This window comes from Bacterioplanoides sp., from assembly GCF_965226395.1.
Lineage (GTDB): Bacteria > Pseudomonadota > Gammaproteobacteria > Pseudomonadales > Oceanobacteraceae > Bacterioplanoides.
On sequence record NZ_OZ245358.1, the window covers coordinates 2,685,189 to 2,705,057 of the forward strand.

The following is a 19,869-nucleotide window of genomic DNA, read 5'->3' on the forward strand; positions in this document are numbered from 1 at the left end:
TCTCCGGGGCGTTTTATGTCTGCTGTCTTTTCTCCTGTTATTGATGGGCAACCATCGTCACTGTCGTTTGGCAAAGTAGTTTGTGTTGGGCGCAACTATGCGGAACACGCAAAAGAGCTCAATAACCCGATTCCTTCCCAACCTATCCTGTTTATGAAGCCAACCACGTCAGTGGTGCCAATGGATGAGCCGCTGGTTATTCCCCAAGATCAGGGCAGTGTGCACCATGAACTGGAAATCGCCTTGTTGATTGGTGAGCCATTGGCTAACGCTGAGGAATCAGACTGTGCACAAGCGATTGTGGGGGTAGGTCTGGCGCTGGATTTAACCCTGCGTGATGTACAGACCAAACTCAAAGAAAAAGGTCATCCATGGGAGCGGGCCAAAGCCTTCGATGGTGCTTGCCCGGTATCAGAGTTTGTTGGTGCCGATCACATTCAGGACTGGAATAACATTCCGCTGCAACTCATACGTAACGGTGATATTCAGCAGCAAGGCAGCAGTGCTGAGATGTTATTTCCGATTTTGCCGCTGGTGGCACACATCAGTAAGGTGTTCAGCTTACAGCCGGGTGATCTGATTCTGACGGGTACACCCGCCGGAGTCGGGCCATTAGTCTCGGGCGATCAGTTAGAGGCAAAGCTGTTTGCTGAACCTCTGGACTCTGATGTGTTGCTGCAGGTATCAACTCAGGTGTCTTAGGCTTGGCGCCAGCTCTGATCAGAGTAAAAAACAATAAAAAAGCGCTATCGGAAACCCGGTAGCGCTTTTTTAGTATCTGCGATAACACTCCCTCAGAACGGGATATCGTCATCAAAGTCATCAAAGCTGTTGCTCGGTTGTGGAGCTGCTTGTTGTGGTGACTGTTGAGGCGCTTGCTGATAGCCACCTTGTTGTGGAGCCTGTTGTTGTGGGGAGTGCTGCGGCGCTTGGGCAGGACGTTGCTGCGGAGCAGCTTGATGAGCCATGCCTGGTTGTTGTGCCGGCGCTTGTTGTTGATAACCACCTGCCGAATTCATCGGTTGTGCCTGAGGCTGGGCAACCGGTTGTTGTGGTGCCTGCTGGGGTGCTGGTTGGGCTGTTTGTTGAGGTGCAGGCTGCTGATAACCTCCTTGTGGTTGAGGAGCAGCGGCCGGATTCATACCACCCATCGGCGCCGGATTCTGATTCATCATCTGGCTGGCTGATTGGAAGCCACCGGCAGGTGCGCCCATTCCACCGCCCATATTGTCGCCACGGCTATCCAGCATCAGCATATCGTTGGCGATAATTTCAGTGGTGTAGCGTTTGATGCCGTCTTTTTCCCATTCGCGGGTGCGCAACTTACCTTCGAAGTAGGCTTTTGCGCCTTTTTTCAGGTACTGCTGAACAATTTCAGCCAGCTTGCCGTATACCGTAATGCGGTGCCATTCGGTTTGTTCAACCTTTTGTCCGGTTTGTTTATCGTTGTAGCTTTCATCCGTGGCTAATGACAAGTTAGCCACGGCATTGCCGTTTGGCATAAAACGAACTTCAGGGTCACGACCCAGAGTACCAATGAGTGTCACTTTGTTAACGCTGCGACCCATGTTCTTCTCCGTTTTCAGAATGAATGATGGCTAATGCCTGTTGCATATCAAAGGCATCAGCACTGACTTTTAAATAGATTGCGCCTTCACTGGCAAGCGGACTGACCTGAGAAACACCGGTCAATGCCATCAGTTGTTGTAATTGCTGCTGGTCTATACGGCTGGTGGCCAGGCGAACACTGGTTAAGTGTTGTGGTGCTGAAGAGCGCCAGATAATCAGGCTCCAAATTACCATCAATGCCCCCAGGCCAGCAAACAGAGCAGCACTGCCAGAAGCCGACAAAATCCAACCACCCAGACTGCCACCGGCAAATGCGCCTAAAAACTGCATGCTGGAGTAAATACCCATGGCACTGCCTTTAGCACCGGCCGGGGCAATTTTACTGAGCCAGGAGGGCAGGCTGGCTTCCATCAGATTAAAGCCCCAGAAATAAAGCAGGAGTAATACCACCCAATGCCATAATTCGGTTGCCAGACTCATGGCAAATAAGGTGATGGCGATAATCAGCGCACCGGTTAATACCACTTCTTTCATCTTGCGGCGCTTCTCCGCCACAATAATAAAAGGCACCATCAGAATAAACGCAACGGCCAGCACGGGCAGATATACCCAACTATGCTGACTGGCCGCCAGCCCCTGTTGTTGCAGCTGCAAAGGAATAGCAACAAAGATGGCCACCATCAGGGCGTGCAGAATAAAGATCCCCAGGTTCAGCGGCCAGAGTTGAGGGTTAACCAGCTGTTTTCTGACTTCACTCAGTACCGCCGATGAATCCCGGTGCGGTAAGCGCGGTGGATTCGGAATAACAAACACCGTCACTAATACACCAGCAACAGCCAGAATAGCGGTAACCGTAAAGATCACGCTCATGCCACCCAGTGACGCCAGCCAGGGACCAAGCACCAGTGCGACTGAAAAAGAAAGACCAATACTGGCGCCAATCGAGGCCATGGCTTTCATGCGGTTTTCTTCCCGGGTCAGATCGGTAACCAGTGCCATAATGGCACTGGCAATGGCTCCGCCGCCTTGTAAGGCTCGCCCGGCAATCACGCCATAAACTGAGTCAGCGGTTGCTGCAATCAGGCTGCCCAATGCAAAGACCAGCAACCCCCCAATAATGACCGGTTTACGGCCAATACGATCAGATAAGCTGCCGGCCGGAATCTGTAGCAGCGCCTGAGTCAGGCCATAAACGCCCATCGCCAGACCCAGTAATTGAGGAGTAGCGCCTTCTAATTGCTGGCCCTCAATCATCATCACCGGCAGTACCATAAACAGTCCCAGCATGCGTAATGCATAGAGTGAGGCAAGCGACGTTACTGCACGTCGTTCGTCACTGGATAGAGCTGCTGGCGGGGAAGTGTCTGGGGTACGCAAGCCGGGTTCCGAAGGTAAATCACAAAAGGGGCGCTAGTTTACCAGCTTGGTCTGTTTTTGATTAGTAGCTATTAATACTTAATTGCTGGTTGCTGTCTGGATGGGGATCGACTGAATGGGACTGCTATAAAGCCGAGGTATATAGGGACTTTGCTGCCAAAGTATGAAAAAAGCCATATAACGCAGTAGCAATTTAGTCCAGATTGCGTACACTCAAACAATATAACTGCTGAGTAGTTATGGCATGGAGCAATTTGCAAGCGGACAAACGTCACAAGGAGCACGCTTATGGACAAGACTCACACACTTCCCGGCCGTCGTATTATCCTGTTTGGCCAGCAAAACCTGCAAAACTCTATTCTGATTGGCTTTATTCATCAGCGTACCAATATCGATTGTCAGTTGGTAAATCAAACCCAATGGCACGATGACTGGAACAATTATCCTTGTAAGACACTGGCACTGATTGATGCTGAGTGTGCCCGCCCGGATAAGATTCAGGAGCTGTTGGAAGTCATCTATGAGCAGCCGATGAACATCATGGTCGCCTTTTTTAATACCCCTAAAGGGCATACAACGGAACGGATGATTGTCTGGCCGATGGTGAATGGCCTGTTTTATCGCGATGCCTCACAGCAGCAACTCAGTAAAGGCATTCAGGGTATGTTTAACGGTGAGTTCTGGTTGCCGCGCCCTTTGATGGCGCAATATCTGGAGCGCACCCGCCACAAGCCACGCCGTATGTCGGCTCATGCTGCTTTATTGACCAAGCGTGAGAAACAGATTCTGAAGCTGACGGCCACCGGAGCCACCAATACCGAGATTGCCGAGCAGCTGAACGTCAGTATGCATACCGTGAAGACGCATATTTACAATCTGTTCAAAAAGATCGGCGCCAGCAACCGGATTCAGGCGGTAAATTGGGCGCAGGAGAATATGGACGAGTTGTTGCACGAAATGGCTGGATAGTCTTGATAAACTACCTGCGTTGCCATTGCTGCGTTAAAAATAAGCTCACAATGCTCATTTATGACTTATAAACTGCGCTTTCTCGCTTATTTTTTGCCTTGCACTGACTGCCTCGGAAACGTTTTTCAAGATGCTATCAGAGGCTGAATCCATCAGATTCTTAGCTTACAATGTCGGACTTTATTTTTCCGAGCAGTGAAAGCTATCTATGGATAAGATCCAGGTTCGTGGAGCCCGCACCCATAATCTTAAGAATGTTGACCTCGACATTCCACGCGACAAACTGATTGTTATCACCGGATTAAGTGGTTCCGGTAAATCCTCCCTGGCGTTTGATACCTTATATGCCGAAGGCCAACGGCGTTACGTTGAATCCCTGTCGACCTATGCTCGTCAATTCTTATCCATGATGGAAAAGCCGGATGTTGATCTGATTGAGGGTCTGTCACCGGCCATTTCCATCGAACAAAAGTCCACCTCTCACAACCCACGCTCAACCGTGGGTACTGTCACTGAGATTTACGATTACCTGCGTTTGTTGTTCGCCCGTGTCGGCACGCCCCGTTGCCCGGATCATGATGTGCCGTTGGAAGCACAGACCATCAGTCAGATGGTGGATTCGATCATGGATCTGCCGGTGGATGGCAAATATATGATTCTTGCTCCGGTGGTGCGTGATCGTAAAGGTGAGCACTTACACGTATTTGATAGTCTGCGTTCTCAGGGTTTTATCCGCGCCCGGGTGAATGGTTTGGTGTGTGATCTGGATGATGTGCCGGAGCTGGATAAGCGCAAAAAGCACAGCATCGAAGTGGTGGTGGATCGCTTTAAAGTCAAAGAAGGCATTGAGCAGCGTTTATCGGAATCGCTGGAAACCTGCATTGAACTCAGCGGCGGACTGGCATTAGTCGCCTCGATGGATGACGAGCAGGAAGAACCATTGCTGTTTTCGTCGCAGTTTTCTTGCCCTCATTGTGGTTACAGCTTGTCGGAACTGGAGCCACGCCTGTTCTCCTTTAATAATCCGGCTGGCGCTTGTCAGAGTTGTGATGGTTTAGGGGTTAAACAATATTTTGATCAGGGGCTGGTGGTACTGGATGACAGCTTGACCATTGCTGAAGGTGCTATTCGTGGTTGGGATCGCCGCAGTATTTATTATTTCCAGATGATCAGCTCGGTGGCGGAACATTTTGGTTTTGATATTGATCAACCCTTTAAAAAATTATCCAAGAAACACCAGAAAATTCTGCTGCAAGGTTCTGATACTGAAGAAGTGCGTTTCAGTTATGTGAACTCACGTGGTGATCAGATTTTTAAGGAGCACCCATTCGAAGGCGTACTGCCAAATCTGGAGCGTCGTTATCGTGAAACGGACTCGCAAATGGTACGCGAAGAATTGTCTAAATATCTGAGTGTGCAGCCGTGCCCGACCTGCCATGGTTCACGTCTGCGTACCGAAGCCCGTAATGTATTTGTTGGTGACAAAACCATTCATGCCTGTACCGCAATGCCGGTTGAAGAGGCGCACCAGTATTTCTCCGAATTACATATGGATGGTCATAAAGGGGAAATTGCGGAAAAAATTCTGAAAGAAATTCGCGAGCGTTTGCAGTTTCTGGTGAATGTTGGACTGGAATATTTAACGTTGAATCGCAGCTCGGATACCTTGTCGGGTGGTGAGGCGCAGCGTATTCGTCTGGCGTCACAAATTGGCGCCGGGCTGGTCGGTGTTATGTATATTCTCGATGAACCCTCTATTGGTTTACACCAGCGCGATAACGACCGCTTATTAAAAACCCTGTTTCACCTGCGCGATTTAGGTAATACCGTCATTGTGGTTGAGCATGACGAAGATGCCATTCGCAGTGCCGACCATTTAATTGATATTGGCCCGGGTGCTGGGGTACACGGTGGGCAAGTAATCGCACAGGGTACACCGAATCAGGTGATTAAAAATAAAGACTCTGTTACCGGGCAATATTTATCTGGCAAAAAAGAAATTGCAGTCCCTGCCGAACGCACACCGTACGATGATAAAAAGCTATTAACGCTGACAGGGGCTACCGGTAATAATTTAAATAATGTCGATTTAACTATTCCACTGGGTTTGATGACGTGTATTACCGGTGTGTCAGGTTCTGGAAAATCGACCTTAATTAATCGTACCTTATATCCATTAGCTGCTACGGCACTGAATGGTGCAACGACTTTAAAAGCTTCTGAGCATCAGTCGATTGAGGGGTTAAAGCAACTCGATAAAGTGGTGGATATTGATCAAAGCCCGATTGGCCGTACGCCGCGTTCAAACCCAGCAACTTATACGGGTATTTTCACGCCGGTGCGGGAATTATTTGCTGGTACTCAGGAAGCGCGCTCGCGGGGTTATAAAGCCGGACGCTTCTCCTTTAATGTCAAAGGTGGCCGTTGCGAAGCCTGTCAGGGGGATGGGGTCATTAAAGTTGAAATGCACTTCCTGGCGGATATTTATGTGCCGTGTGATGTGTGTAAAGGCAAGCGTTATAACCGTGAAACACTGGATATTCGTTACAAGGGTAAAAATATTCACGAAGTGCTGGATATGACGGTAGAAGATGCACGCACCTTCTTTGATGCCATCCCGGCGGTCGCGCGTAAGTTACAGACCCTGATGGATGTTGGCCTGAGTTATATTAAATTAGGACAGGCAGCCACCACCTTGTCGGGTGGTGAAGCGCAGCGGGTCAAACTGGCGAAAGAATTATCGAAGCGGGATACCGGCTCTACTTTGTATATTCTTGATGAGCCAACCACTGGCTTGCACTTCCACGATATTGAACAGCTTTTAACAGTACTGCATCGCCTGCGGGATCATGGCAATACCATTGTGGTGATTGAACATAATCTGGACGTGATTAAAACCGCGGACTGGATTGTTGATCTTGGCCCGGAAGGTGGTTCTAAAGGCGGTTATATTATTGCCGAAGGTACCCCGGAGCAGGTAGTAAAAGAAAAAGTATCGCACACCGGACGTTTCTTAAAACCTTTGCTGGCTGCGAAAAAATAATATGACATCCGCGGCAAAACGGGCCCAGTGCACTAAGTGCAAGCGGCCCGTAAAGGTGTGTATTTGTGATTCCCTGGTTGAGATTGAAGCACCGCTGGAACTGATCATCTGGCAAGACCCAACCGAAGCCAAACATAAATTATCCACGGCTCCTTTATTAAATCTGAGTATCTCTAACAGTCGTTTGTTGGTTGGTGATCAGTTTTCTTTTGCCGATATTTTTGCCGACAGCCCAGTGCAGCAATGTGCACTGCTGTACCCGCTGGAAAGTGGCTCGGCATTAATCTCAGAGCAGCGGAGTGATATTAACAAACTGTTGGTTCTGGATGGTACCTGGAAAAAGGTACGGCGTTTGTTTCATCTGAATGAATGGTTAAAAGATCTGCCTTATATTCAACTTAACCCGGAGTCACTGAGTCGTTATGCCATTCGTAAATCACCACGCGCGGATGGTTTATCAACGATCGAAGCGGCAGTTGCCGGGTTAAGCTGGTTGGATGATACAACCGATTATCAACCCGTTCTGACGGTGCTGGAGCGTATGGTTGAGCTACAACAACAACTAACGCCGGATGACGTTAAACGTACCCGGCACTAGTGTTATCAAGAAAGAGAGTTATCAAGCCCTATCTTTCCCAGATTGGCGGATCTCCGATTTTTTCCAATAAAAAATCAATAAACACCCGGACTTTGGCGGTTAATACGTTGGACTTGGGATACACCAGCCAGATGGCAGAATGATCCTCCACTTCATAATCGGGCAATATCCGGATCAGCGTACCGTCTTTTAATTCCTGGTGAATATTCCAGAAGGTGTGCATCGAAATCCCCACCCCAGCCAGAGTCGCCACCTTCATACTGGCACCATCATCACAGACAACACGTGTTGCAGCACCGGGAGGCGGGAAGCTGCTACTGGCATTCGTGTGTTTGGCAATCAAGGTTCTGGGCTCGGTATGGCGGAATACCAGTAGCTGATGATCACGCAGCTCCTGTGGGGTTTTGGGCATGCCAAAGCGTTTAACATAGGCAGGGGAGGCGCAGAGCAGACGTTGATCGTCGGCCAGTTTGCGAGCGCGTAAACTGCTGTCGCTGATGGCGTAATTACGTAAGGCCAGATCAAACCCACCTTCAATCAGATCCATCTGCATATCTGATAACTTCAGCTCCAGATTCAGTTTGGGATAACGTTCCAGAAACTCAGGCAGCAGCGGGGCAATATAGGCTTGAGCAAAGGTGCTTGAAGCAGCAAATCGCAATGTACCACTGACTTCCCGGTATTCATGGCCTAATGCCGCCTTGGCCGCGGCTTCCTGAGCGAGAATTTCGCGGGCGTAAGGCAAAAACTCAGCACCTTCCAGTGAGAGCGATACTTTGCGCGTAGAGCGGTGTAATAAGTCAGCCCCTATCTGATGTTCCAACTTGGCTAACCGGGCGCTGGCAACGGCAGGAGCCAGCCCCAGCTTTCTGCCAGCAGCACTGATATTCAGCATATCGGCGGCCATCACAAATAAACGAATGCCTTCCGTATCCATGGCGCTCTCCACGTACGTATAAACCGCTGATTATATTGAAAAACCGAATTATGTTTAATATTTTTGCTAGTTTTGTTTGTTTATCGGATGAATATACTGCTGCTCATTGTCCAGGGCTGTTAACAACCCTGGTTTCACACTGTTTTATTGTCTGGAGCAAAGTATGAATCATCCGATCATTAACGACCTGAATAGCCGCTACACGGCGAAGAAATACGACGAAAACAAGCGTATTTCTGCGGATGATATGGAAATCATTAAAGAAGCCCTGCGTTTATCCGCCTCATCCATCAATTCTCAGCCGTGGAAGTTTATTGTGCTGGAAAGTGATGAGGCGAAACAGCGTTTCCATAATACCTTTGCCAATAAGCATCAGTTCAACCAGCAGCATGCCAAAGATGCGTCACATACTTTGCTATTGGCATACGACCCGGAATTTACTAAAGAGAAATTCACCAAGCGTGTGGATGTTGAAGTCAGCTCGGGCCATCTGCCAGCAGAGAATTATGACAACTTTATGGGTGCCTATGCATTTGCTGAAATGAACACCGATGAGCAGGGCTACAACGGCCACTGGACAAAGGCTCAGGTTTATCTGGCACTGGGCAATGTGTTACACACCCTGGCTCGTTTAGGCATTGCCTCGACTCCGATGGAAGGGGTGGATGGTGAGTTAATCGGCGAATTGTTTGCCGCTGAGCTGGATGGTCACGTGTGTGAAGTAGCGCTGGCTATGGGTTACCACAAAGACGGTGAAGACTATAACTTCGGTAAGCCAAAGGCTCGTTTGCCACAGGAAGATGTCATCAGCGTTCTGTAATATAAAAAGCTCCTTTTATCGTCTGATAAAAGGAGCTTTTTGACTGTCGCTATCCGGAAGGCCGGGCGTCAGAATTTATAAACAACCGAGACCGATTCATCAACGGCGCTACTGTCGATATAGCCAATCAGGTTCGGATTGTTCGCTACCAGATCTTTGACTTCTGCAGCGCTGCCAGATTCTTTAGGTGGTGTGCCTTTTCCGGTAAATATCAGGCGTGACCAGTACGCTTTTAACTGACTGTTATTCTTTGCCAGAACTTTGTCGTTAAACATTTCCCGGGTGGGAGAATTCAGCGCCTGATCAACCGGAACCGCCTGGCTACCGTCAGGAAAGCTTTTGCTTTTACCTAAAAAGATGCGTGCGATGGTATCTTGATCAAGGCTTTTGTTAGCATTCTGAGCACTGACAATCACGGCCGTTTCAGCATAAGCCAGGCTGGTGAATACTAAAGTAACCAGAGTCAGGCATTTAAGCAGCGGATTCAATAATTTCATTGGTATACTCCTTAAAAAACCAGATCAACAGCAACACTGTATAACATGGCCGATTCGCCATCATTACCCAGTCGTAACTCTTCATCAATATATTGAGCTTCCACTTTAAAAGCGGTACCCGCGTTATAATCGAAGCGAGCACCTAAGGTAATACTGCTTTCTTCACCACGAAGGTTGTTCTGTAATAAACCAACATTACCAGATTGTTTTTCATCTTTATCTTCGGAATACGTCAGATGAACGGTGGTGTCATTAAATCGCTGTGCGGCACTGATCAGGAATGCCTGGTCATTCAGCAGTAAATCGGTTTCATGATCGAGGGCAGTCCATTCGGCAATCAGGAAAGTGCTGCCATTATCATAAGTAATGGCGGCTTCATAAAAGCGCGTGGTATCACCATCGGGAGTAAACTCATCCTGTAAACCCAGTGCCGTGGCACCGGCAACCAACTGTTCCAGAGCATCACCAGTAGGATCAGCCATTAAATCCGGCATATATACATCGGCCTGATGATAGCTGAGGCGTGTGCCCCAGTTGTCTTTATTCAGGCTCAGCACTGCACCAGCAAAGTTTCTCAGGTCAATCTCAAATGCTTCTTCGACCGGAGCGAAGGAATCTTCCAGACGACCAAAGTAAACCTGCACAGAACCATCCGCCGAGCCTGCCGTGAAGTTATGTGTCAGGTCAACGCCATTAATTGAAGAAAATGTGTCTAGTCGTGAATAAACTTCACCTGGTGGGCGAATCCAGTTGTAGGCATAACCCACCTCAAGGAAGTCCGAATAATAGAAGAAAGGCGTCCGTAACCGGCCTAAGCGAATATCGGTATTATCATTAAATGAGTAAGTAACATAGGCCCAGGCGTTTTCGGTGTTGTAGTCTTCCTCACCGCGGGCAATAAACTGTGTTGTGGCTGACGTAGAGTCATTGATTTGTTTACTGACTTGCAGGGCGACAACGGTGTCCTGAGTAAATGAAACGTCATCGTCATAGCCTGCGGCAGAGACGTCGTCGTTGGTTAATACACCTGCTCCGGCACTCATAAATCCATTTATATTTAAATCATTAGCGTAACTCAGCTGACCTGAAATCAGCAGTACGGCAGCTATTCCTGATTTTTTATTGTACATAGCGAAACCTTAATTCGGCAAAAGCCTTTATTCAGAGTGTATTAAAACTCTAGTTAAGGTGGGTGAAGCTGCAACAGATTGTCCTGAAGTGATACATGAAATTACTGATTTTTTGTTATTTTTATTTTGACTTTTTATTCCATAAAAAAAGGGCCTCAGGCCCTTTTTTCAAATGACGAGTTGATCATGCTCGTTAAAATTTATAAACAACTTTTACCGAGCCATCAACTACAGAGCTATCAACATAACCAACCAGATTGGGATTCTGAGCAACCAGGTTCTTGACAGCAGCATCGTCGCCAGATTCTTTGGGCGGTGTGCCTTTACCCGTGAAAATTAAACGCGACCAATAGGCTTTCAGTTGGCTTGAACTTTTGCCTAGTACCGTACCGTTAAATGATTCTCGACTGGCCGATCCTGCGTCCTGATCAACCGGAACTGCCTGGCTGCCATCCGGAAAGTTTTTAGTTTTTCCCAGGAAAATACGGGAGATAGTGTCCTGATCCAGAGAAGCGTTAGCATTATTGGCACTAACGATTACGGCTACTTCAGCCTGAACAATAGCGGCCGCAAAAACAGAGGCCAGCGTCATGGTTTTAAGGAAAGTCATTAGTTTTTTCATTTGGGTTCTCCTTAAAATACTACGTCAACAGCAACAGTGTATAACATGGCCGATTCACTTTCTTGGCCATCACGAAGCTCTTCATCGATATATTGCGCTTCCACTTTAAATGCGGTGCCTGCATCGTAATCAAAACGGGCGCCTAAAATAATGCTGTCTTCTTTGTCTCTCAGGAAGTTGTTTTGGATATTTCCAACAACGCCAGAGCCTTTTTCATCTTCACGCGCGGTATAGGTTAAATGCACTACTGTATCATTAAAGCGTTTGGCAGTACTGATGAGATACGCTGAGTCATCAACAAATAACTCAGATTCATAATCCAGCGCAGTCCATTCGGCAATCATAAAGTAGTCACCATTATCATAGGTGACGGCCGCTTCAATAAACTTACCGGTAGCATCATCTAATTTAAATTCATCTCCCAGTCCGTTCTGTGTCGCCTGAGCAACAAGAAGTTCAGCTGGAGAAGAATCAGCAGAGGTTAAAATTGCATTTAATTCAGCGTCAGATGATTCGGTAATGGCATTGATGTCATCAATGGTTGCATCCGTTTGATGGTAACTCAGGCGTGTTCCCCAGTTGCCATTATTCAGATTCAGTACAACACCGGTAAAATCTTTTAAATCAACATCAAAACTTTTTACAGCTGGGGTAATGGTCTCACTGGAGCGGCCATAATAAAACTGAATCGAACCATCGGTGCTGCCAACGCTGAAGTTATGAGTCAGATCAAAACCGTTGACGGAAGAGAACGGATCGAGACGTGCATAAACTTCTTCTGGTGGGCGAACCCAGTTATAGGCATAACCCACTTCTAAAAAGTCGGAATAATAAAAGAAAGGTGAGCGTAAGCGACCTAAGCGAATATCGGTATTTTCATTAATTGAATAAGTGATATAAGCCCAGGTGTTTTCGGTATCGTAATCTTCATTGCCCCGGGCAACAAACTGGGTGGTGGCCGAGGTCGATTCGTTAATCTGTTTACTGACCTGCAAGGCAATCAGGGTATCCTGATCAAAGGACACGTCATCATCATAGCCAGCCTGGCTGACATCACTGTTGGACAATACACCGGCACCAACACTCATAAAGCCGTTGATGTTAAGGTCGTTGGCAAAAGTCATCTGGCTGCTTGCCAGCATGACAGCAGCCAGCAAAGGAGATTTACGGGATAGCATGTTTAAACCCTGACTAGTAATACTTGTGTATTGAAACTCTAGTCAAGCTCCAAAAGAGTGCAAAAAAATATCCCGGAATCGCCAGAGATGTTACATCAGACAGCTTCTGTCATAGCAACAATGTGTTTAATCTGGCGTTGAATCAGTGACTGATTCTTTTCCGGTAACTTATCCAGCCAGTAACTGAATTGCTGATTGCCGTGTAAGTCTGCCACTTCGTGACCTTCCTGCCAGTGAATATCGTCGACCTCCCGCACCTGATCAAGCATGGCTTGGCTGACCAGCAGCCGTCGCTCTTCGCTGCTTTGCGCCAGACGAGCCGCCCAGTGAATGGTATCTCCGATCAGATTTCCCTGAATCGGCTGATCCTCACCAATCGGTGCCAGTAACACCGGGCCATAATGCGCAGCAATACGAAACTCCAATGGTAATAAATGACGATTATTTTCACGGATGTGATCGACCAGACCGAGAAACAGCATGGCCGCATAAAGGCTATGTACCATATTGCCGGTTCCGGAAGCAGGCAGGCCAAATAACATCACAATGCCGTCCCCCTGAAAACGATCCAGTTTACCGTTATACAATTTGGCCGCTTGATTTAACAATTTGTGATACTGATTAAGCAGCGTGGATAATTCATTGGCGGATAAACGGTTTTGCAGTACTTCCAGATCCAGAATTTCGATATACAACAGAGCGCAGTCCTGATAGCAGAAGCCCTGTTGTGACTCGGCTTGGGAATCGCTGCTGATAAACTGATCCATCGCCTGCTGGTATAAGCGGCGCTGTTGTTCTTGTTCGGAAATATCCGTCAATGCCTGATACAAGGGCTGGAATTCATTAATCTCTGGTGCTGGTAATACCAGAGCTTCACCGTCTTGCCACTGCTTCAGCTTGTTTGGTAAAACGCGCAGAAATGTCAGGTGGCGTTCACTGAGCAGGTAACTGATCCAGGCGCCGATCAGGGCTAATAATGCCGATACAAATAAGCTGATGGATAAATAGCGGCGTGCATCATTGGTGGCGGCAGACAAATCTAAGTTGGCCTGCAGGGTACCAATCGCCAGCCTGTCCTGATTGATTTCCTGACTGATGATTTGCCCGGATTGTGTAAAACGACCGCTGGTTGCAATAACCTGCTGTTGCGTATTGAGAATACGAATGGCCGGAATGGAGTGATCCAGCTGCCACTCATTCAGTGTCAGGTTCAGGCTGACTCTGTCTTCATTGAGTAAACTGGGTGCGATCGCCAGAGCCAGGCGTTGCAACTGCAGAGACGCATTCGTTCGTAATGTATTTTCAGCCAGCGTTTGCTGATGTTGGTAAGTCAGCAGGCCAATGCATAAGCCGGTGGTCAGTATCATGATGGCAGCAAACAAACCGCAGACTTGACTTAGATTCAGCTTTTGCCACGTCGAGCGAAATTTCGTCATTGGATTACTCAAACAATTTTTTTCTTTGGTGGTATTATATGCGCCGCCTGATGTAACGCCAGCAGCTCTTGTATTGTATCTGGAGTGTTGTGTTGGCGTGATTTTGACCAATAAATGAATGATGGGGATTCACCATGAGTGATGTGAAACAGTCTCTGCAAGACAAGCTGGAACAGTTGGAAAAAGGTTTATTCCTGATGAGCCTGGATCGTGTACGTGCGTTATCGGTTCATGAAACCGTTGATCTGATCGAAGAACTGCGTGGCGTTGTGTCGGCAGCGAAAGCGGATACCGACAAACTGTAATTTCCACCGTTATTAAGAAAGGGCTTATCCGTGACTGAGTTGGTTCTAATCCGTGTGACTGGGGCCGATAAGCCCGGTCTTACGGCAAACATCAGTGCCATTCTGGCACAATATGATGTCACTATCCTTGATATTGGCCAGGCTGAAATCCATGACACGTTAACGTTAGGGGTTTTGGCGGCTATTCCTGATCGGGCTGAATCGGCTCCGGTTCTTAAAGATGTGTTGTTTAAGGCTCATGAGCTTGGCTTATCGGTACGTTTTACCCCGGTCACGCCCGAGAGTTATGACCACTGGGTAACCGGACAAGGTAAACCGCGACATATTATCACCTTGCTGGCACGAGCGATTGAAGCCAAAGCTATTGCTGCTATTACTTCTATTGTTGCGGATCATGGTCTGAATATTGACCAGATCAACCGCTTATCCGGCCGTGTGCCACTGAGTCAGGAAGAAGAAAATACCCGTGCCTGCGTTGAATTTTCGGTGCGTGGCGAAGCGGATCAGAGCCAGATGCGTGCTCAGTTTCTGACCGTTGCAAACGATCTGGGAGTGGATATCGCCTTCCAGAAGGATGATAAATATCGTCGCACACGTCGCCTGGTTGCCTTTGATATGGATTCCACCCTGATTGAAGCCGAAGTCATCGACGAGCTGGCGGCAGCAGCCGGTGTTGGCGAGCAGGTGGCTGAAATCACGGAGCGGGCAATGCAGGGCGAGCTGGATTTTAATCAGAGCTTCGAGCAGCGTGTGGCTCTGCTTAAGGGGCTCAATGGTGATGTGCTGCAAGGCATTGCTGAGCGCTTACCGGTAACAGAAGGTGCTGAGCGCCTGATTCGTAATCTGAAGTCCCTGGGTTATAAAACGGCAATCTTGTCCGGAGGGTTTAACTACTTTGGTCGTTATTTACAGGATAAGTTAGGCATTGATTATGTGTATGCCAACGAACTGGAAATGGAAGAGGGCATTGTTACCGGCCGGGTAACCGGCAAAGTGGTAAACGGTGAGCGCAAAGCCGAATTATTGCGCGAACTGGCGGTTCAGGAAGGCATCACTCTGGAGCAAACCATTGCTGTTGGTGATGGTGCTAATGACTTACCGATGCTCAGTATTGCCGGGTTAGGAATTGCTTTTCGTGCCAAGCCGCTGGTACGGGAAAATGCCAAAAATGCGATTTCGACTCTGGGACTGGATGGTATTTTATACCTGTTAGGTTATCGCGACCGGGATATCGGCTGATAGTTTTTATACGGGCAATTGCCTGACCCTTGTCCAGAAAAAAGGCCACGTTTTAAGCATGGCCTTTTTTCTGGACGATAGACAAGGGGTAGATGTTATTCATCATCAAAGTCATAAATCATGCCGGCTTGTGGCGGCTGTACATAATGGCCCTGAATAAAGTGAACCCCCAGCTGCCAGAGGTTAGCAACTGATGCCGCGCTTTCGACTAAGGGCACAATGGTGCGTTTTTCTTCTTCGTGTAGCTTCTCTAACAACTCTTTTAAATGCTTCTGATTATCCGGACTCTGGCTGAGCTCCTGAGTAAAAGAGCCATCGACTTTGACGTATTCAACATCCAGATGTTGCAGTTGCTGAAATGGGTTCAGAGCGCAGCCAAAGCGTGTTAATGCGGTTGGGATACCGCGTTCGAGTAACGCATGAGTAAACTCATGGCACTGTTTCAACATATGCCCGGCATCCTCTTCATTAAACTGAAAAATGGCGGCACCTTTAGGTAATCTGGCGGCATTCAGCGCCACACCAATCCAGCCTGCCAAGCTATCGTCGGACAAGGATGCCGACGATAAATTGATAAACATACGGGTGTTGTGACCTTTTTCCCGATGTTCACCCAGCAGCTTGGTGGTATGCAAAATAACCCAACGATCAATTTTTCGTTTTAACGCATCACTGATATCTGCTGAATTGAGAAACTCTCCGGCAGAAATATCATCGCCATTCGCTTGCGGCAGACGCAGCAGAGTTTCGTAGTGCTCTGTTTCGTCACCGCGCAAATTGATCAATGGCTGGAATAACAAACGGAAGCTGTTGTTTTTGAGGGCGTCAGTCAGTTGTTGTTCAAGGTTGGATTCGTCTTTTTCGGTATCGTTTAATTCCGCTGGAACAAACAGATTAACGCCATTGCCTTGTTCATGACCTTCAAGTTTGCGCACCAGGTCGGAAGCCTGATGAGCTTGTTGCAGAATATCATCTGGCTTTGAACTGTTTTCGGTAATCAGGGCCACACCGGTGCTGGTCGTGACTGTGGTGGTGCGTTTTTCAATGGCAATCAGTAACTGAGCAACAATATCTCTGAGTTTTTCGGCTTGTTGTAACGCACGTTCGGCATCAATGCCCATCATGATAAAGGCGAAGATATCTTCACCAATACGTGCCAGCTGAGCATTTTCCGGCAGATATTTCTGCAGCGCTTCAGCAACGGCAACCACCACTGTGTCACAGTGGTTCACACCAATATCGCTTTTAATTTTATTAAACTGGTCGATATTAATGTAAAACACCGCACCGGTTGCCCCTTTGAGTACGGCGCTGTCAACGGCGTGTTCCAGCTGTTCGTTAAAGTAGGTCTTGTTGTACAGATGAGTGAGTAAATCGCGGCTGCGAATTTCGCTGAGCTGTTCTTCCAGTTCACTGCTGTCGGCCTGGCCACGAATCACAACCTGAGTACATTCTTCTTCGGCATAGGTTGCCGGAGAAAACTGCATGGTCATAGAAAATTCTGACCCTTCGCCATCCACACCTTTGGTTTTAAGGTCACCGGATTGTTGTGCCTGATCGTATTTTTTCAGAAAGGCTTTAAATTCTTTCTGGCCCGAGGTATGCACCATATCCATAATCGGCATGCCTTCCAGGTCATCGACTGAATCATAGCCAAACAGCTCAAGATAAGCCTGGTTGGCATAAACATGCATGCCATCATGAATATAACCAACGGCGTCTTTGGAACTTTCCAATAAGCTCTGACTGCGCTTTTCCGCTTCCCGCAGTTTAACTTCCAGCATGCGTTTTTCGCGACGGATATGAAGGTGCTTCAGCTCGCGTTCAATGACCATCAACATGACATTGGACTCTTCCAACGGCACTACCGTCGCAGCCCCTTTTTTCAGCGCACTTTCAAAGCTGATGGCATTCAGATCTTCCTGGGTCACCAGAATTAATGGCAGATCTTTGTTGAGACGCTTAATCTGCTTTTGCAGTTCTTCCCAATGGATCTCATCGGTATGTTGCTGAGCAATGACCAGATCCCAGGATCGGTCTTGTAATTGTTCAACAAAATCTGCCAGAGATGAGACCTGATGTGCACGGGTGGCATTACCGGAGTTGCGTAGCATGCTGACAATATTTTCAGCGTGATTCTGTGTTTGCATCAATAACAGCAGGTGGAGGGTGTCTCGCTTGGCTGGCATGCCGATTCTCTGTTTTAAAAACCACAATTATAGGAGGAAGACGGTAAAAAAAAATGCCCGAGTATCACAATCTGCGTCACAGGCTGACATTTTTTGTCGTTTTTACCGATTTTTACAACAGAAGGAAAGTTTGGTGTCAGAGTTTGTTCCAGATGGAGTCGAAGTCGTCGTCGTTCGACATCGATGGCGGATTCTGGATGCTGCTGTGTTTCTGTGGCGTGACACCGGCATTACGGAACTGGAACTGTCCAAAACTACTGGTGGATGCCAGACGTTTGGTGAGTTGATAGCGGCCTTGTTCTTCTTCAAACAATAGCTCCACTTTATTGCCGGTACGAAATGGCATACGTGGTAACAGCAGGGTGGCTGGCTGAGCAATGGCCTTAATTGCAGGCAGTAACAAAGCACGCATCAGCGGACCGTTTTCTCCGGTTTTTTGCAGTACACGGGCTGCCCCCACTTTGGCGCGTGGTGCCAGCAGCTCAATGCCTAGTTGAGTACCTTCATCACGTAAGTGACGAATCCAGCGAATAACACCAATCGACCAGTGGCGTACTCCGTTTTCCTGAATGCCGATCAGTTCGCCGGCCTGGATGCTGGGAGGGACGTTGCCCTGCCAGTGCAGGCAATAACCACCCGGACTGGAGTTCAGCAGACTGACCTCATGACTGGGGTATTTGGCATTGGCTTCAGAACTTTCGTTACTGGTTTGCTTATGTTTGTTGATGAATTCAATAGCATCAATATTGATGGTTGGGTTGTCGGCCAGTTTGCTGCCGCCAGCATCAAAAGCATCGGCCCAAACGTCTTCATCTTCACCCTGGTTGGCATTGGGTTTGTTACTGTCACCATCGACGGCTTTAGGTTTAAGCTTGGTGAGCATCAACTCAAAGCCGGTCATACCACCGCTGTAATAATGGGTAGCCGACAAACCAATGCATAATTTTAAATTGCCACCGGCCGGAGAGCGGCGAAATGAGCGTTGCCAATGGATACCCCAGGACTGAATAGCGTGTGACAGCAGGTTATCGCTCAGTTTTCCCGGTACCGTGATCGTGTGATTGCCGGCAGGGTTTGCAGCCCAGAGCTTCAGCGCCTGAACCAGCTGATCGGTATTTAAACTACGGAACAGTGGTTTTTGAGCATCACGCAAATGCTGGCGGTACTGGCCCGGCCTGTCACGATGCAGATTAATCAGAAACAGTGCGGTTTCATCTTCAGCGGGTGTCAGGCTGACATATTCGGCCCATAACTCACTGGCATCATAGAGCTGAGCCAGATCTTGTTGTCTGAGGTTGTTGGGCTTGGCCGTTCCCAGCAGATGAGCCCGGATAAACACATCTTTGATGGTAGAGCTGGATAGGAAACGGGTTTGCCGGTCACTGACTTTGTATTCTGTCAGTTTGTGAATTTCAGCCAGTAATAACAGTTGATTAATCTCCATCCAGGCATGCTCTGGTGGCTGACAATAAAGCTGAAACGCCCGAAGGATGGTCTGGTTGGTATCTGAAATCGCTCTGTGTATCGCCAGCGTCACAATTTTAGAGGGTTTGTCCGCTGGTGATAAGCGAGCAATGCTGTGGGCTACCACCAGTTTATAACCCGTTGCCAGATGGCTTTGTAATGCCTGGCTGAGGTTTGCAATTTTGAGCTGCTTTTCGTTCAGGGAAATCGAAGATTGCAGGAAGTGTTTATTCAGTAAGGTGCAGATTGAGTAGATGTACGGGCGCACAACTTCCAGCACTTTAAAGCGTAATAACGGATCAGTATCCCACTGATTCAGTTCACGGATAGCATTGTATAAGCGGCGCGCAGATTCCCCGGTATTAGCCATAGGCAGCTCTTTTGCCCATTGGGTAATACTGTCTACGGTTCCGTTACAGATACTGGGCTGAGCCAGCGGCGTAGCCGGAATATGTAATTTAATTGGCGCTTTTGGGCTTTCCATGTGTTCCCACTT

Annotated in this window: 17 protein-coding genes; 7 read left to right on the forward strand and 10 right to left on the reverse strand. The window is 48.0% G+C overall.

Annotated features, from left to right (window positions below; translation table 11 throughout):
* Positions 1-15 precede the first annotated feature (15 nt).
* On the forward strand, positions 16-702 hold the full coding sequence (locus ACO05E_RS12385; protein ID WP_419813245.1) for a fumarylacetoacetate hydrolase family protein: 687 nt from the start codon (positions 16-18) through the stop codon (positions 700-702).
* A gap of 92 nt (positions 703-794) precedes the next feature.
* Here the strand turns inward: ACO05E_RS12385 and ssb are convergent, their stop codons facing one another.
* Both ssb and ACO05E_RS12395 read right to left on the reverse strand, forming a co-directional pair.
* Positions 795-1,568 carry a single-stranded DNA-binding protein gene (ssb, locus tag ACO05E_RS12390; protein ID WP_419813246.1) on the reverse strand — a complete coding sequence of 258 codons (774 nt, stop codon included), beginning with the start codon at positions 1,566-1,568 and terminating at the stop codon, positions 795-797.
* Positions 1,552-2,946, reverse strand: coding sequence for an MFS transporter (locus tag ACO05E_RS12395; RefSeq protein WP_419813247.1), 1,395 nt, complete (start codon positions 2,944-2,946; stop codon positions 1,552-1,554). Before ACO05E_RS12395 ends, ssb begins: the two co-directional genes overlap by 17 nt.
* Positions 2,947-3,234: 288 nt before the next feature.
* On the opposite strand from ACO05E_RS12395, the gene ACO05E_RS12400 reads away from it, so the two are divergent.
* From ACO05E_RS12400 to ACO05E_RS12410, 3 genes are all read left to right on the forward strand, one after another.
* Positions 3,235-3,915 (forward strand): LuxR C-terminal-related transcriptional regulator, encoded by a 681-nt coding sequence (locus ACO05E_RS12400; RefSeq protein ID WP_419813248.1) that lies wholly within the window; start codon positions 3,235-3,237, stop codon positions 3,913-3,915.
* A gap of 208 nt (positions 3,916-4,123) precedes the next feature.
* Positions 4,124-6,958, forward strand: coding sequence for an excinuclease ABC subunit UvrA (uvrA, locus tag ACO05E_RS12405; RefSeq protein ID WP_419813249.1), 2,835 nt, complete (start codon positions 4,124-4,126; stop codon positions 6,956-6,958).
* A 1-nt stretch (position 6,959) separates the two neighbouring features.
* The gene (locus ACO05E_RS12410; RefSeq protein WP_419813250.1) at positions 6,960-7,556 is read left to right on the forward strand and encodes a tRNA-uridine aminocarboxypropyltransferase; all 597 of its coding nucleotides are present in this window, start codon (positions 6,960-6,962) and stop codon (positions 7,554-7,556) included.
* 28 nt (positions 7,557-7,584) lie between these two features.
* Here ACO05E_RS12410 and ACO05E_RS12415 read toward each other — a convergent pair whose 3' ends face one another.
* Positions 7,585-8,493: a LysR family transcriptional regulator gene (locus tag ACO05E_RS12415; RefSeq protein ID WP_419813251.1), complete on the reverse strand. Its 909-nt coding sequence runs from the start codon at positions 8,491-8,493 to the stop codon at positions 7,585-7,587.
* A 163-nt stretch (positions 8,494-8,656) separates the two neighbouring features.
* Between ACO05E_RS12415 and ACO05E_RS12420 the strand changes: the two genes are divergently transcribed.
* A complete protein-coding gene (locus ACO05E_RS12420) occupies positions 8,657-9,313 on the forward strand; it encodes a nitroreductase family protein (protein ID WP_419813252.1) in 657 nt (218 codons plus the stop codon).
* Positions 9,314-9,381: 68 nt separating this feature from the next.
* Here the strand turns inward: ACO05E_RS12420 and ACO05E_RS12425 are convergent, their stop codons facing one another.
* The 5 genes from ACO05E_RS12425 to ACO05E_RS12445 all read right to left on the reverse strand — a co-directional run bounded on the left by ACO05E_RS12425 (position 9,382) and on the right by ACO05E_RS12445 (position 14,107).
* Entirely contained in the window at positions 9,382-9,810 is a 429-nt protein-coding gene (locus ACO05E_RS12425) for a phosphate ABC transporter substrate-binding protein (RefSeq protein WP_419813253.1), read from the reverse strand.
* An 11-nt stretch (positions 9,811-9,821) separates the two neighbouring features.
* Complete coding sequence (locus ACO05E_RS12430; protein WP_419813254.1) at positions 9,822-10,940, reverse strand: hypothetical protein; 1,119 nt, start codon at positions 10,938-10,940, stop codon at positions 9,822-9,824.
* A 193-nt stretch (positions 10,941-11,133) separates the two neighbouring features.
* Complete coding sequence (locus tag ACO05E_RS12435) at positions 11,134-11,562, reverse strand: phosphate ABC transporter substrate-binding protein (RefSeq protein ID WP_419813255.1); 429 nt, start codon at positions 11,560-11,562, stop codon at positions 11,134-11,136.
* Between the two features lie 11 nt (positions 11,563-11,573).
* Complete coding sequence (locus ACO05E_RS12440) at positions 11,574-12,740, reverse strand: hypothetical protein (RefSeq protein WP_419813256.1); 1,167 nt, start codon at positions 12,738-12,740, stop codon at positions 11,574-11,576.
* Positions 12,741-12,835: 95 nt separating this feature from the next.
* Complete coding sequence (locus tag ACO05E_RS12445; RefSeq protein ID WP_419813257.1) at positions 12,836-14,107, reverse strand: adenylate/guanylate cyclase domain-containing protein; 1,272 nt, start codon at positions 14,105-14,107, stop codon at positions 12,836-12,838.
* A gap of 203 nt (positions 14,108-14,310) precedes the next feature.
* On the opposite strand from ACO05E_RS12445, the gene ACO05E_RS12450 reads away from it, so the two are divergent.
* On the forward strand, positions 14,311-14,481 hold the full coding sequence (locus tag ACO05E_RS12450) for a hypothetical protein (RefSeq protein ID WP_419813258.1): 171 nt from the start codon (positions 14,311-14,313) through the stop codon (positions 14,479-14,481).
* 30 nt (positions 14,482-14,511) lie between these two features.
* Entirely contained in the window at positions 14,512-15,720 is a 1,209-nt protein-coding gene (serB, locus tag ACO05E_RS12455) for a phosphoserine phosphatase SerB (RefSeq protein WP_419813259.1), read from the forward strand.
* A 95-nt stretch (positions 15,721-15,815) separates the two neighbouring features.
* On the opposite strand, the gene ACO05E_RS12460 is transcribed toward serB, so the two are convergent.
* Together ACO05E_RS12460 and ACO05E_RS12465 are read right to left on the reverse strand one after the other, a co-directional pair.
* A complete protein-coding gene (locus ACO05E_RS12460; protein ID WP_419813260.1) occupies positions 15,816-17,909 on the reverse strand; it encodes an EAL domain-containing protein in 2,094 nt (697 codons plus the stop codon).
* A 136-nt stretch (positions 17,910-18,045) separates the two neighbouring features.
* Complete coding sequence (locus tag ACO05E_RS12465; RefSeq protein ID WP_419813261.1) at positions 18,046-19,857, reverse strand: GTPase; 1,812 nt, start codon at positions 19,855-19,857, stop codon at positions 18,046-18,048.
* Positions 19,858-19,869 lie beyond the last annotated feature (12 nt).